Origin of the sequence: Wolbachia endosymbiont (group B) of Limnophora tigrina (assembly GCF_964263235.1) — a bacterium.
Classification (GTDB): Bacteria; Pseudomonadota; Alphaproteobacteria; order Rickettsiales; family Anaplasmataceae; genus Wolbachia.
Genome location: NZ_OZ181655.1, coordinates 983,625 through 996,422, shown reverse-complemented (window position 1 = coordinate 996,422; position 12,798 = coordinate 983,625). Strand labels below are relative to the sequence as shown.

Annotated in this window: 17 protein-coding genes and 1 other RNA gene; 8 read left to right on the top strand and 10 right to left on the bottom strand. The window is 34.2% G+C overall.

Features of this window, described 5'->3' with window-relative positions:
• Window positions 1-55: 55 nt before the first annotated feature.
• The 8 genes from ACE38O_RS04910 to ACE38O_RS04875 form a co-directional block, all read right to left on the bottom strand.
• The gene (locus ACE38O_RS04910; protein WP_374698453.1) at window positions 56-577 is read right to left on the bottom strand and encodes a hypothetical protein; all 522 of its coding nucleotides are present in this window, start codon (window positions 575-577) and stop codon (window positions 56-58) included.
• Window positions 578-729: 152 nt separating this feature from the next.
• Window positions 730-2,844 (bottom strand): FtsK/SpoIIIE family DNA translocase, encoded by a 2,115-nt coding sequence (locus ACE38O_RS04905; RefSeq protein ID WP_374698452.1) that lies wholly within the window; start codon window positions 2,842-2,844, stop codon window positions 730-732.
• Window positions 2,845-3,123: a YggT family protein gene (locus tag ACE38O_RS04900; protein ID WP_353282795.1), complete on the bottom strand. Its 279-nt coding sequence runs from the start codon at window positions 3,121-3,123 to the stop codon at window positions 2,845-2,847.
• Window positions 3,124-3,271: 148 nt separating this feature from the next.
• Window positions 3,272-3,547 (bottom strand): type II toxin-antitoxin system RelE family toxin, encoded by a 276-nt coding sequence (locus ACE38O_RS04895; RefSeq protein ID WP_374698451.1) that lies wholly within the window; start codon window positions 3,545-3,547, stop codon window positions 3,272-3,274.
• On the bottom strand, window positions 3,538-3,759 hold the full coding sequence (locus ACE38O_RS04890) for a hypothetical protein (RefSeq protein WP_374698450.1): 222 nt from the start codon (window positions 3,757-3,759) through the stop codon (window positions 3,538-3,540). The genes ACE38O_RS04895 and ACE38O_RS04890 overlap by 10 nt, the downstream gene beginning before the upstream one ends.
• 214 nt (window positions 3,760-3,973) lie before the next feature.
• Window positions 3,974-4,411 carry a ClpXP protease specificity-enhancing factor SspB gene (locus ACE38O_RS04885; protein WP_374698449.1) on the bottom strand — a complete coding sequence of 146 codons (438 nt, stop codon included), beginning with the start codon at window positions 4,409-4,411 and terminating at the stop codon, window positions 3,974-3,976.
• 22 nt (window positions 4,412-4,433) lie between these two features.
• Window positions 4,434-4,769: a transfer-messenger RNA gene (gene ssrA / locus ACE38O_RS04880) on the bottom strand.
• Between the two features lie 622 nt (window positions 4,770-5,391).
• Window positions 5,392-6,036 (bottom strand): hypothetical protein, encoded by a 645-nt coding sequence (locus tag ACE38O_RS04875; protein ID WP_374698448.1) that lies wholly within the window; start codon window positions 6,034-6,036, stop codon window positions 5,392-5,394.
• A 266-nt stretch (window positions 6,037-6,302) separates the two neighbouring features.
• Between ACE38O_RS04875 and ACE38O_RS04870 the strand changes: the two genes are divergently transcribed.
• From ACE38O_RS04870 to ACE38O_RS04860, 3 genes are read left to right on the top strand one after another with little or no spacing between them, the layout of a single operon-like run.
• Entirely contained in the window at window positions 6,303-6,458 is a 156-nt protein-coding gene (locus tag ACE38O_RS04870) for a hypothetical protein (RefSeq protein ID WP_374698447.1), read from the top strand.
• A gap of 13 nt (window positions 6,459-6,471) precedes the next feature.
• Window positions 6,472-6,699: a hypothetical protein gene (locus ACE38O_RS04865; RefSeq protein WP_374698226.1), complete on the top strand. Its 228-nt coding sequence runs from the start codon at window positions 6,472-6,474 to the stop codon at window positions 6,697-6,699.
• Entirely contained in the window at window positions 6,696-6,872 is a 177-nt protein-coding gene (locus tag ACE38O_RS04860) for a hypothetical protein (protein WP_374698227.1), read from the top strand. The genes ACE38O_RS04865 and ACE38O_RS04860 overlap by 4 nt, the downstream gene beginning before the upstream one ends.
• A gap of 103 nt (window positions 6,873-6,975) precedes the next feature.
• On the opposite strand, the gene ACE38O_RS04855 is transcribed toward ACE38O_RS04860, so the two are convergent.
• Together ACE38O_RS04855 and ACE38O_RS04850 are read right to left on the bottom strand one after the other, a co-directional pair.
• Window positions 6,976-7,386, bottom strand: coding sequence for a DUF1284 domain-containing protein (locus ACE38O_RS04855; protein ID WP_374698446.1), 411 nt, complete (start codon window positions 7,384-7,386; stop codon window positions 6,976-6,978).
• Window positions 7,383-7,910 carry a biotin transporter BioY gene (locus ACE38O_RS04850; RefSeq protein ID WP_374698445.1) on the bottom strand — a complete coding sequence of 176 codons (528 nt, stop codon included), beginning with the start codon at window positions 7,908-7,910 and terminating at the stop codon, window positions 7,383-7,385. Before ACE38O_RS04850 ends, ACE38O_RS04855 begins: the two co-directional genes overlap by 4 nt.
• Window positions 7,911-7,995: 85 nt before the next feature.
• Here ACE38O_RS04850 and ACE38O_RS04845 point away from each other — a divergent pair, with 85 nt between their 5' ends.
• The 5 genes from ACE38O_RS04845 (at window position 7,996) to ACE38O_RS04825 (ending at window position 12,797) form a co-directional block, all read left to right on the top strand.
• Complete coding sequence (locus ACE38O_RS04845) at window positions 7,996-8,583, top strand: nitroreductase family protein (RefSeq protein WP_374698444.1); 588 nt, start codon at window positions 7,996-7,998, stop codon at window positions 8,581-8,583.
• Window positions 8,564-9,352 carry a diaminopimelate epimerase gene (gene dapF / locus ACE38O_RS04840; RefSeq protein ID WP_374699089.1) on the top strand — a complete coding sequence of 263 codons (789 nt, stop codon included), beginning with the start codon at window positions 8,564-8,566 and terminating at the stop codon, window positions 9,350-9,352. The genes ACE38O_RS04845 and dapF overlap by 20 nt, the downstream gene beginning before the upstream one ends.
• A gap of 568 nt (window positions 9,353-9,920) precedes the next feature.
• Window positions 9,921-10,391 (top strand): transposase, encoded by a 471-nt coding sequence (locus tag ACE38O_RS04835; protein ID WP_374698443.1) that lies wholly within the window; start codon window positions 9,921-9,923, stop codon window positions 10,389-10,391.
• 165 nt (window positions 10,392-10,556) lie between these two features.
• On the top strand, window positions 10,557-11,792 hold the full coding sequence (mtaB, locus tag ACE38O_RS04830; protein WP_374698442.1) for a tRNA (N(6)-L-threonylcarbamoyladenosine(37)-C(2))-methylthiotransferase MtaB: 1,236 nt from the start codon (window positions 10,557-10,559) through the stop codon (window positions 11,790-11,792).
• A gap of 66 nt (window positions 11,793-11,858) precedes the next feature.
• A complete protein-coding gene (locus ACE38O_RS04825; protein ID WP_374698441.1) occupies window positions 11,859-12,797 on the top strand; it encodes an outer membrane protein in 939 nt (312 codons plus the stop codon).
• The last annotated feature ends 1 nt before the right edge of the window (window position 12,798 follow it).

Sequence of the window (12,798 nt, the reverse complement as noted above, 5' to 3'; positions counted from 1 at the left end):
AAGAGTAAGGTGTTACAAGTTGCGTAACACCTTCTTAAGAAGAGTGTTATGCAACTTAGTCTGGCATTTGTATACGCCCCTTTTCAGTGCCATCGGTGGTATCTACATAATCAAGTTTTGCTTTTGGTGTATCTTGATCAAGCGAGTTCTTTTCTTTCTCCCTCTCAAGCTTAAGTCCCTGATAGATGCAGAATGCAACAAAACAAGTTATCGCTGTTACAGCAACAGCAGTGGCTATGGTACAAATTAGTAGTGTTTTTTCTTGTTCTCCTACTGTTTCTGTAAGTGTTTCCACTTTTTCTTCCACGTCTGCGAGTCTTTCTTGCAAACCGTCTAAATACTTTTGTATACTTTCGAACCGTTCAGCATCGATCTTTTGAGTTGCCTGCAATTCCTCTAACCTGCTAAATGCAATTTGAAGTTGATCAGCATTGATCTGTTGACCTTTTTGCAATTTTTCTAGTGCACTGAATGCCTTTTGAAACTGCTCAGCATCCATCTGTTGAAGTTTTTCTAGTGCTTTTATTGTCGATTCATTAGAACCGAATAACAAATCATGAAACCAATTTGTTGACATTTTTACCCCCTAGCTAATTAATATATTACTATTGTACGTTCTTAGTACTTAAATTAGTATTAAATCAACTGTTATTATGTATTGATCTTTTAATAATTTTGTTTGACTTGCTTTTTGAGGGTGTAGAAACTTAAGTTAAGAAAGAAGCCCTGTTATTCAACCAATATCTCTCTCTTTCCTGAGTAATTTGGAGAGCTGACAATTCCTTCTTTTTCCATTCTTTCAACAATATTTGCAGCTCTGTTATAGCCTATTCTAAGTTGTCGTTGAATGTAACTGGTTGAAACTTTTTGATCTCTTTGAATAATGGCTACTGCTTGATTGTAGAGGTTGTTTTCTTCATCCTCTGTTTCACCTTCTGATTCCACAGAAGAATTTTCATCTTCCTTGGTAATTTCCTCCATGTAATTTGGCTCACCTTGCATTTTCAAATGATCAACTATATCTTGCACCTCATCATCGCTCACAAACGGACCGTGAATTCGAATAATCTTACCACCAGAGGCCATATAGAGCATATCACCCATGCCGAGCAATTGCTCAGCCCCTTGTTCGCCAAGTATTGTTCTACTATCTATTTTGGAAGTAACAGCAAAACTAATCCTTGTTGGAAAGTTCGCCTTTATCACACCTGTGATCACATCCACAGATGGACGTTGTGTTGCCATTATAATATGTATTCCTGCAGCTCTGGCCATTTGCGCCAAACGCTGAATAGAGCACTCTATTTCTTTACCGGCAACAAGCATCAAGTCTGCCATTTCATCCACGATCACTACAATATACGGAAATGTCTCCATCTTGATTGGTATTTTTTCAAACAAAGGTTTGCCTGTTGTTGAGTTAAAGCCAATCTGTACAACGCGCTCCAATTCTATTCCACTATTCATCGCTTCTGTGATTTTTTGGTTATAGTTTATTACATTGCGTACATTTAAATACGACATCATGCGATAGCGATTTTCCATTTCTTTCACTATCCACTTAAGAGCGATAACAGCCTTTTTTGGCTCTGTTACTACTGGCGCCATTAGGTGCGGTATTGCATCATATATTGAAAGCTCAAGCATTTTTGGGTCGATCATTATCATCTTACATTCATCAGGACTGAGTCGATAAACGAGCGAAAGAATCATAGTGTTAATCGCAACTGATTTACCCGACCCTGTGGTTCCAGCAACGAGCAAGTGGGGCATTTTAGTCAAATCTGCAATAACTGGTTTTCCACTTATTTCTTTGCCAAGCGCAATTGGAAGATTTAAGTTTGCATTCTGGTATTCTGGTGATTCAAGCAAATCACGCAGCATTACAATTTCTCGTTCCTTGTTCGGCAATTCTATTCCCATGGCATTTTGCCCACGAATTATTGAAATACGTGCAGAGAGTGCACTCATCGAACGTGCAATGTCATCTGCAAGGCCAATTACTCTTGCAGATTTCGTACCAGCTTGTGGTTCAAGTTTGTATAAAGTCACAACCGGCCCATAGCATACACTGATAATTTTTCCTTGCACGCCAAAATCACTCAGGACTTGTTCCAGCAGAGATAAATTTTTATTGCTCTCCATTTCATTTAGCTGTTTTCTCTGCAAAGACTCTTCTGCTTTAGAAAGTAAATGGATACTTGGAAACTTAAACTCACTTAAAATCTCCTCGGTAGCTTTTTTCTGTCTTTCTTTTGGGTGTTGTTTAGTAGTGATTTTAGTTCTATGTTTTTCTTCTACTACTAATGGTGCAACTGAATATTCAGCAGTTTTATGTGATCTGAAGAATGGAACATTTACAAATAAGCAAGCTATTTTTTTACATAAGAAGAATAGAGAGTAAATTGCTCTCTTCCAACCAACCGATCCTACAAGACCTATTGATGTTACTATCACAAATACATAAAATGGGCAGTTATTAACGAGTGCATTCCCTATTATTCCACTGTGTCTATACCTTGCAGTGATGCCTAGCGAAAGTTGTGGTAATATAGCACATATCCCTAAATTGATTAATATTAAATAGAGAATTTTCAGCAGTATTTTTGCTGGCCTGAAGATCAACAAGTAAACTATGGTTGTAGCTATTGTAACACTAGTTAATCCAAGAAATTGAACCAATATATCAGCTAAATATGAACCTACTATTCCACCTAAATTTGTCACTTCCTTATTTGTAGCCGTGTTTAAGGAAGGATCTTTATAGTTGTAGCTAAAAACTGATATATATACATATATTAAAAGGGATAGATATATTGCTGATTTTAGATATTTTTTTAACATCTACCTAAAGTAGTAAGCTACTGTATATTTTACAAAGTGAATTGTTATTAGCAATATCATTATAGATAAATCTAATCCATTGAACGGTGGTATATATCTTCTAATAATCTTTAGTGGTGGATATGTCAATTGGTTCAAGATGTGCATTATGCTACTGACAGTTTCATTATATATGTTCACCATATTAAGTTTAACCAGCCAGTTTAGGACAACCCAACATATTAGAATGAAGCTATAAAGATCAAGTAACATGTTGAGTAGATATATGATTGGATGCATGTACGTCTATTATATGAAAACTATATAAAAGATAAGTATTTAGGAATTTTAAATCAATCCCCTTTTTAAACTCAAAATGTTGTTTTTGTCTTGAGTAAGAAAATGGATCAGGAAGGAGGGCTGTATAAAATATATTTAATGTTTATATTTATTTCTTATAAATATCATCTCTATGTCCTATCTCTGTGATAGTTACTATATGATCTAATTGATTTACTCTGTAAATTACACGATAGTCACCAACTCTTAGCCTTCTACGTCCTTTTAAGTTATGATGTAGTGGTTCACCAAGATTTATTGGGTCAACTGTAAGACGTTCTTTTATAGCCTTTTGAACTCTTAGCCTTATTGTCTTTGGAAGGTTTGGTAAATCTTTTTCAACAACACTCTTTAGAAACTTAACCTTGTAACGCTTTAATCCCACTTAATATCTTCAAAATCAACTATTTCTGCACCTTCAACATCACGCTCATCAGAAATTTTAGACACTAAAAAATCCTCAATTTCAAGCTCGATTGCTTCTTTGAGTAGTTTCTCTGCTAGTTCTTGAGCAGGTTGCTTAGTAAGTTCGGATAGTTCAGCAAGATATTTTGAAGTTTCTGGATCAAGAGCTATGTTAATGCCTGAATCTGCCATAAAATTTACCGAAGTCTATTACTGTAACAATTATACAACATTTTTCTGAATTTTGCAATAAAGAAAGTTGATGATATGTAAGAAAAATTTTGCCACCTGCGTTAGTAAATAATTAAAGACTTAGCATATTTGTCTACGATAGTATTCCTCTATTCTATTACTTAAGTTAGACCACTTCTTTCTATTAATATTTTTTGTTTACAAAGATGAGCAATTACTCATCACGCAGTTGATCTATGGATATAATACTGCCGTTTGATAATTTTTCAGCACATTTTTCACTCTTGTATTCTTTATCGGAATCGATACTGATTTTGTCAAATATTAAAACATCTCCTGAAATTTTATCACGAAACTCACTAATAGCAAAAAACGGTATAGTAATTCGCTCTTGCTTTCCTTGAAAACTCAAACTTACGCTAAATTTATCCTCAGAAACTTTTAAATCATAGAATTGATGCTGTAATATAATAAGCATTTGAGTAGGGTATGACTTTTTTAAACGATCTGGCATGGTCACACCATTAAAATATGTGAAAAATAATATTTCTAAGTAAGGGGTAAAACCATTACCTGATATAACATCTAAAGTCTTTTTGATAACTTGAAACTTGGCAGAATTAAGCAATTTTTTGTAATCTGTTTGCTCCATATAACTTTCACATACATAAATTTTTGGGGAACTTCTGTTACCCGGCGTTCCCTGAACCGTGCTTATAGCAATGAAGTTATAGTGCTTAAATTAAGCAGCTATTGCAACATTGTCTTTAGCAGCAAAATTATCGTTTGCATTTAAATCATGAACTCTTAGCGGTGGTGTCTAACCGAGCAAAACTACCATCTTTACTATGCATGTCGATCCTTATTCGCCCCCATATAAATTAAAAATATGGTGGAGGCGCCGAGTACTGCCCTCGGGTCCAATACACCTATTACAGGGTGATTTTATTGCTATAGTACACAAAATGTACATAGCTATTATATAGCAACATTAAATAAATGTCAAGATATTATGACCTTAAGTTGATTTATTGCTAAGACAAAATTAAGATTTCCAGTAAAAAATTCTGTGACCTTATCCAGAAAAAGTGGAGAGAAAGTTAAGAAAATTTTTTACAAAAAGAATGATGAATCACAATGTTCAGGAATGCAATAATTAATAGCAGAATGCCTACGCTGTTTTTTGTAAAAATTTCTATGTATTCAAATATAGCAGTTCTAGCTTGTTGAACGGAGTGCTTAGGTGTACAGTTCCAAAGTGTGATGGTATGATATATAAGAAATTGCCATCGAAGGAGGAATTATGGTTACACCTTTACAACTTTGTTATATTACACAAAAAGACTCAAAACCTTATGAATTTATATGTAACCAGTGGACACAAGCATCCTGTATTATTTATACTAAATCCATACCATCACGCTTTGGATCTAGTTCTTTATTCATTCTCACAATCCGTGAACGGTTACAAATACTGGAGTTTACCCTTTTCTTGTTATTTTTTTAATCTATAGTTAGCATTCAAAACCATATTCGAAAAGTATCTCATATATTTCCAGATTTTTTCAATGCTGTTTATTTCATCCTCAACATTGTCTCTACCTTTATGAACTAAGTTACAATTTAGCAGCATTAAAAATTATAACGTATTCCCACTTCTAGGATCGCATCTGGTATTTGTAATGGTGGTTTAAAACCACTCAGTTGCCCGCCTGCGGTAACACCAACTGTACCAACTATCTGTGGAGCAATTTCATAATCAACACCGACCTTCAGTTTATAGGAAATAGAACCCAGTATTTTATCTACTACAGATGCCTCCTCTGCAGCAGCTCCAGTAACCTCACCTGCACTCAGAGTAGTGGTAGCTTCTGGATCTTTAGGTTTTGAATCTTTGCTTTCACCACCTTCACCAAAGCCAAAAGGTATTACTTGTAAGTATCCTCCTAAACCTCCACTGATATATAGTTTAACGGGATCAATATCAAGGTCAGGGTAATAACGATAATTTGCCAATAAGCTAACTCCTATTTTCCTTGTATCCCTATTAGCAATATCACTCATGTTAGCAAGAACCTCAAGTTCAAACTTAGAGTTTTTGTCATGATGATAACCAAAAACAACGCTAGGTTTCATTACAAAGCCACCACCCCATCCAGCACCAAAGTTTAAACCTGCATAGTACTGATCTTCTGACTTACTTGCACTATTATTAGCTGCACCTGCTAGAGATGAAGTAAGCAACACAGCCAAAACGCATAATCTCTTCATTTTCATATAACTCCTCATACAAAAAAATATATAATGCATAAGTATATATCCTTTATATTAAAAAAGATATAACCACATGTCAAAAAAAGTATACCCACAAAGTAAAGGATGTGCTACTCGGATGTATCCGTTCAGCAGAATGGCGGCTTTGTTGCATAGCTATTGTAGTTCAGAGTAGTTATAAAGGAGAAAAGCCTTTAAATGTATGGTCACTAACGCGTTTTGTTGTAAAATAGGCATTTTTCAAACAAGTATAACTTATGCCACAAAAAATGAGAGTCAGTAACCAAAGAGAATATAACGAACTTCTCAAAAAAAGAGGAAATTATCTCGCTCAAGTGAGAAAGTTACATATTACCTTAAATATGATGAACAAAGAAGTAATGGCGATGAGATATATAAATGCTACCTCACGTGATAGTATGTAGTATGCTTGAGGGAATGGGTAACAAGTGCAATATTTTGTCTCTTCGTGCGGATGCATTTTATGATGCAACTAGTGTGTACAAGATATGTAAAAAGCTGAATATCAAACCTATAATACGACCTATAAAGAATGCAAGAGTCTATGAAAAAGTAGATTGTTTATCGGAAAGAAACAACAATGTTAAGGGTATACAATCTTGTAAAAATTATGAGAATGGCATAAAAAGTGGAAAAAGAAGATGAAATATGGTTTAAGGTCACATGTTGAAACTTTCTTCTTTAGGTTTAAGCGGATATTTGGATTTAGTTTCAAAAATAAATCTGAAATAAATCGTGAAAAAGAGTTGCTAATTAAGTGTTACTTAATGAATAAATTTACTGCAATTGGCATGCCTAAGTTCGAAATGGCTGTGTGAATTTTTTATATAGAATGTTAACGTAAGTAGCTATGCAACAAAGCCGGAGGTAGTGCAAGAAGTCTATTTCCACAAAAATGCTTCAATTTATCTTAACATTTTGTCAACTACCTTTATAGGAATGACAATTTAAAAGGGCATTTTTACATATTCCATATGGCTGCCAGTTGCACCCCTCACATGCGTAATCAAATTTCTTTGAAGACATTTTCTCTCTAACCTTTTCTACCGCTTCACTCCAGGTCAAAGTCTCTCCAATTTTAATTCCTAAAATTCCCATATGCCTTCTATCTAGCTCTAAAACTTTAGCTTGTGTGGTGTATTCACCTTGTTTAGTCTGGTTTGGGCAAGCACTACAAATACTATCAAGATTACCAACTACTTCGATTTGAGTGTTGGGATCGCTAACCACTTCACTTGCTATCTTTTTATAATTTTCTACAAAACCCTGAGAATACCCATACCCTTGAAATGCAAGGGTGCACATAAAATGATGAGGGCGAAATTTTATCATTTTTTCAAATATTGCAAAGCTGCTACAAGTAGAAAAATTTTTACCAAACCAGGAAGGATAAATGGTAAAACACCCACCATTATTGCTTGTCCCAGACCCAAGTAAACAGCAAGCCAACTAACACCACAAATAAAGATTACAACTGTACCAGCCAGACAACTTAAAGAATTACACACAAATGATTTATATTTAGAGTTCAGTAATTCATTTACTTTGCTCATTACCATAACAGCAGCTAAACAGCCAATTAAATATCCACCTGTTGGTCCGAGAAAAATGTGATAACCACCAGAAAAATTCGCAAAAACAGGAAATCCTGCTGCACCAAGTGATAGATATGTAAGCACAGAATAGAATGCTGTTCTGCGGTTAAATTTAAGCCCAATAAGCATTACTCCTAAAGTTTGCAATGTGATAGGCACAGGCTGCAATGGTATGCTTATTTGAGCCATCAAGAATAAAAGTAAAACGCAAGACAATATTTCAGCCAGTGTTGATCTGCTGCTAGATTGTGTTATAAACATACCTTCCCAATAAAAATAACTTATTAAATGTAATATATGTATATAAGAGGTTTTGCAATTTAAATTTTGCTCATATTGTGCTACAATGAATTATTTATGCACTATTAAATTAAAAATGATGAGTAAACAAGATCTATTATCGTTGATGGAAGCAAGACACAGCGGACGTTCATACAATATTACAAGAGCAATATCTCAGGAAGACATGGATATTTTAATGGAAGCTGTAAGGCTCACCCCATCATGTTTTGGTGATGAACCCTGGAGATATGTGATATGCAACAAACAGAACAATCAAAGCGCATGGGAAAAGCTGTTAAATTGTCTTGATGAATCTAATCAAAAATGGGCAAAAGATGCACAAGTGTTAATCATATCTTTAAGTGCTAAAAACTTCCGTAAACAAGGTAAAGGAGAAAATCTTTGGGCTAGTCACGATACTGGTGCAGCAAATTATGCACTTATGCTACAGGCTGCAGCTATGAACTTAATGGCTCATCAAATGGGTGGATTTGATAGAGATAAAATAGTAGAAAGATTCAACATATCCGATGATTTTAATGTAATGTCAGTGATAGCGGTTGGTTACGAAGAAGAGGGCACTGAAACAAGTAAGAAAAAAAGAAGACCAATAGAAGAAATATTTTTTTATGATGAGTGGCCAAGGTCCTAAAAATTTTATCAAGATGCACGGTACTGGCAATAATTTTGTTATCATAGACTCACGTTCAACAAACAATTTAGACTGGAACTATAGACAAATTGCTGATCAAAGCAGTTGTGATCAAGTGATAATTATAACAATGTCTAATGCTGCAGACTGCTTTATACATATCTATAATGCTGATGGTAGTCGAGCTGAAATGTGCGGAAACGCAGCACGCTGTGTTGGATATTTGATAATGTCAGAAAAAGGTACTGAGTATATCACTATTGAGCTGGTAAACAAACGCATTTTAGAGTGTTTTAAAGTTGGTGATACATCCATAAAGGTTAACATGGGTAAACCTTTGCTAAAATGGCATGAAATTCCCTTGTCTACTGAGTGTGACACTCTTCACTTACCTATAGAGCTTGAAATGCTAAAAGATCCTGTTGCAGTAAATATTGGTAACCCTCATATAGTTTTTTTTGTTGATAACATAAGTGAAATACCATTGCGAAATTTAGGACCAAAGCTAGAAAATCACGTACTATTTCCTCAGAAAATTAATATTAGTATTGCACAAATTGAAAAGTCTGGAGAAATAGCTTTAAGAGTTTGGGAAAGAGGTACAGGCATTACTGCATCATGCGGTAGTGCAGCCTGTGCAGCACTTGTTGCATCCACACTACGTGGATATCTGACTGCCCAACAGACTTCAGTAGATTTACCAGGAGGTAAGTTATTAATCGAATGGGCAAATAACGTATTCATGACCGGTGATATAGGATTTTTGTGATAATTGTTTTCACAATGCAAAACTACTTGACAAACTCTGCCAGCCCCCGGCTTTATTGCATAGCAGCAGAAAAACTGGTGATTACTGACTAAATTCATTATAAAATGACGATTTAAGGATAAATATGCCACAAAGAATGAGAGTCAGTAACCATAGAGAATGTAACAAATTTCTAGAAAAAAGAGGAAATATTTTTCATTATATCAACGAAGCCATAGAAAATTGGTATGAAATTGGGCCAAAAATGTAGAATGGCAACAATATTTACAGCAACAAAGTGGTAATTTTGATACATATAATAACCCATCTATTCAGAATAGGTTTGAGACAAACAGTGGGATTTTTAGAGGGATACATTGAACAAATAGGAAAAAATTTGCAGCTATTCACAAGCATCAAAAGAAACTTGATATTAAGATCAATGATTGCAGAGTTGATAAAAATAACATGGAAGATATCGAAATTGCTATAGACAGTATAGGAATTAGTATATACAACAACACACAGCAAAGAAAATAGCAAAGATAGAGAGTACCGCGGCTATAAACAAGTAAGAAAATTGCACATAATGTTGAGCAAACAAGTCATAGCTACAAAATACAGTAATGGCGTTTACTCTGATCACTATGGAGCATTGGGGAAATTTGATGTTAAATATGCTATAAAAGCACTATATGCAGATAGGGCATATGATAGAAAAAAGCTCTATAAGCTGTGTAATCAATATGGCATAAAAACGAAAATTCCTCCGAAAAACAACTCAGCAGAGCATCCAAAATTGGATTATATGCTTGATAGAAATGCTGCTATTCAGTTAATGGAATTACATGGTGAGAATGGTATAAAAAGATGGAAAGAAGAAGTAAATTACGGAAAAAGATCGTATATTGAAGGATTTTTCTCAAGGTTGAAGGAAATATTTGGGTTTAGTTTTAAGAATAAATCTGAGACAAATAGAGAGAAGGAACTACTTATTAAATGCTACTTAATGAACAAATTTACTGCAATTGGTGTGCCTAAATTTGAAATAGTCGCATAAAATTATTTACTCTGGAAAAAACTTACGTTGCTATGCAACAAAGCCATTCCAGTGTCTGCTGCTTGCATAGCATTTATCTACCAAAACAATGGTCATGCAAGAGGCTTAATGACTTTGCTTGGATGTATGATATAATTTAAATTGTAAGGTCTAAAAAATACTAGCATGAATGAAGTGATAACATTTGGTTGTCGTCTAAATTTTTACGAGAGTGAGTTAATCAAAGAAGCATTAAAAAAAGCAGAAAGAAAAAATGTTGTTGTGGTACATAGCTGTGCAGTGACAAACGAAGCAGAACGTCAGGTAAAGCAAAAAATACGTAAGATCTATAAAAACGACCCAAGTAAAGAAATTATCGTAGTTGGTTGTGCTGTTCAGTTGGATCCAGAAGTTTACAGTAGCATTCCTGGTGTAAGTAAAGTGCTCGGTAATCAAGATAAGCTAAAAGCTGAAAATTACTTACTAAATGACGATAAAATCTTAGTCAGTGATAACCAAGTAAACAAATCAGAACCTGTTCTAATTAATGGATTTGAAGATAAATCAAGGGCATTTATTGAAATTCAAAATGGTTGTAATCATAGCTGCACATTTTGCTCAATTACTGAGGCAAGAGGGAATAATCAATCTGTGCCAATAAACAGTATTATAGAGCAAATTAGGATCTTTGTAGAAAATGGATATCAAGAAGTAGTGTTTACAGGTGTTGATATTACTGACTTTGGTACAGATTTGTTTGCTAAGCCATCACTTGGTTCAATGATTAGGAGAGTTTTAAAAGATATACCAGAGTTGAAGAGGCTAAGACTTTCCTCTATCGATGTTGCTGAAGTTGACGACGAATTAATGGATTTAATAGCTAATGAGTCAAGACTTATGCCTCATTTACATTTGAGTCTACAATCTGGTAATAATTTAATACTAAAGAGAATGAAGCGTCGTCACAACAGAGAACAAGTAATAGAATTTTGTCATAAAATGAAGAGCTTGAGGCCTAATATAGCATTTGGCGCTGATACTATTGCTGGATTTCCAACAGAAACTGATGAAATGTTTCAGGATACAGTTGATTTACTGAAAAAAACAAATATAGTTTACCTACATGCTTTTCCATATTCAGAGCGGAAGAATACACCTGCTGCACGAATGCCACAAGTACCAGAGAATGTGCGTAAAGAACGAGTAAAAAATTTAAGAGAAATGAATAGAGAAATGATGAGTAGCTTTTATCAATCTTTGATAGGCACTGAACAAAGTGTTCTGGTTGAGCAAAATAATGTCGGTAGAACAGAAAATTTTGCATTAGTAAAGCTTGAATCAAAAGCTCAAGCCAAGAGTATTATGAAAGTTAATGTTAAAGGAGTGGAAAATAATTATCTAATTGGAAATATTTTTTCTTAATTTTTGTACATTGAGGAAATATACGATATAGTAATTATACTGTAAACGATAATTGTGAATTCATTTATGATAACTAGAATATCTATTACTTTATTTTTGATTTTCATTTCATGTGTCTATTTTTTTATTACTTATATTAGTAATGATACACACATTGAGCAAGTACAACTCTTAAAACTAGAAACGGACAATAATGAAGATGTAATGCATTCTGAAGAGGTTACTGAGAAAAAAATACTAATAAATGATTTAAAATATCAAGAACTTGAAAGTAGTCCTACTGAACAACCTTCTATTCTCCAAGTAGCTGATCAGAAAAATATGTGGTCACGTATTGCAGATCAAGCTGATAATGAGCAGCCTACAAAAGAAAAATCAAAAAAACTTGATTTTTATGTTAGTGCTAACAGTGGTAAGGTATACCATGATAATTCAGAAATATTTGTGAATGGCATAAAAGCAATAGGGGAAAGAGTCCTAACTTTAGTTGAAAGTTATTATGGTTTTATGATAAAAAATATAGTGGCAAATGAAATTAAAAGTATACAGCAATTTGATGGTAAAATTGATTTCCAGTGGCTCAGCAGCATATCTTTAGGTTACTATGCTGGAGAAAATGGCCGAGTTGATTTTGAAACCATGTATTCTAGAGCCAATATTGAAAGTAGTAATTCTCCTCTGGTATTTGATAAATCAGCAAGTATATTTGCGTTTTTGTTAAACTTATATTATAATCCCAGCGTTCAGGATACACAATTTGCTCCGTACATCGGTCTTGGCATAGGGCCAACAGTTTTTAGATTAAAAAGGATTAATGGGTCACCCCAAAGTTCAATGCCACTTAATGTTCCTTGGTTTGCTTATCAAATAAAGCTTGGTATTAACTATTCAATAATCCCAGAAGTCAAAACCTTTCTCGGCTATCGTTACTTTAGCGTTCCGATACCTGTTGCAGATGACATATCCACTCATAATATTGAAGTTGGTTTGATATTTAATTTTTAGT

Bases quoted from the DNA above. Each gene is read 5' to 3' on its own strand.
- ACE38O_RS04845 (WP_374698444.1), top strand. From the start codon at position 7,996: ATGAATTATTTATGCACTATTAAATTAAAAATGATGAGTAAACAAGAT.
- mtaB (WP_374698442.1), top strand. From the start codon at position 10,557: ATGAATGAAGTGATAACATTTGGTTGTCGTCTAAATTTTTACGAGAGT.
- ACE38O_RS04855 (WP_374698446.1), bottom strand. From the start codon at position 7,386: ATGATAAAATTTCGCCCTCATCATTTTATGTGCACCCTTGCATTTCAA.
- ACE38O_RS04835 (WP_374698443.1), top strand. From the start codon at position 9,921: ATGTTGAGCAAACAAGTCATAGCTACAAAATACAGTAATGGCGTTTAC.
- ACE38O_RS04910 (WP_374698453.1), bottom strand. From the start codon at position 577: ATGTCAACAAATTGGTTTCATGATTTGTTATTCGGTTCTAATGAATCG.
- ACE38O_RS04890 (WP_374698450.1), bottom strand. From the start codon at position 3,759: ATGGCAGATTCAGGCATTAACATAGCTCTTGATCCAGAAACTTCAAAA.
- ACE38O_RS04825 (WP_374698441.1), top strand. From the start codon at position 11,859: ATGATAACTAGAATATCTATTACTTTATTTTTGATTTTCATTTCATGT.
- ACE38O_RS04870 (WP_374698447.1), top strand. From the start codon at position 6,303: ATGAGAGTCAGTAACCAAAGAGAATATAACGAACTTCTCAAAAAAAGA.
- ACE38O_RS04875 (WP_374698448.1), bottom strand. From the start codon at position 6,036: ATGAAAATGAAGAGATTATGCGTTTTGGCTGTGTTGCTTACTTCATCT.
- dapF (WP_374699089.1), top strand. From the start codon at position 8,564: ATGAGTGGCCAAGGTCCTAAAAATTTTATCAAGATGCACGGTACTGGC.
- ACE38O_RS04905 (WP_374698452.1), bottom strand. From the start codon at position 2,844: ATGTTAAAAAAATATCTAAAATCAGCAATATATCTATCCCTTTTAATA.
- ACE38O_RS04900 (WP_353282795.1), bottom strand. From the start codon at position 3,123: ATGCATCCAATCATATATCTACTCAACATGTTACTTGATCTTTATAGC.
- ACE38O_RS04865 (WP_374698226.1), top strand. From the start codon at position 6,472: ATGGGTAACAAGTGCAATATTTTGTCTCTTCGTGCGGATGCATTTTAT.
- ACE38O_RS04850 (WP_374698445.1), bottom strand. From the start codon at position 7,910: ATGTTTATAACACAATCTAGCAGCAGATCAACACTGGCTGAAATATTG.
- ACE38O_RS04860 (WP_374698227.1), top strand. From the start codon at position 6,696: ATGAAATATGGTTTAAGGTCACATGTTGAAACTTTCTTCTTTAGGTTT.
- ACE38O_RS04885 (WP_374698449.1), bottom strand. From the start codon at position 4,411: ATGGAGCAAACAGATTACAAAAAATTGCTTAATTCTGCCAAGTTTCAA.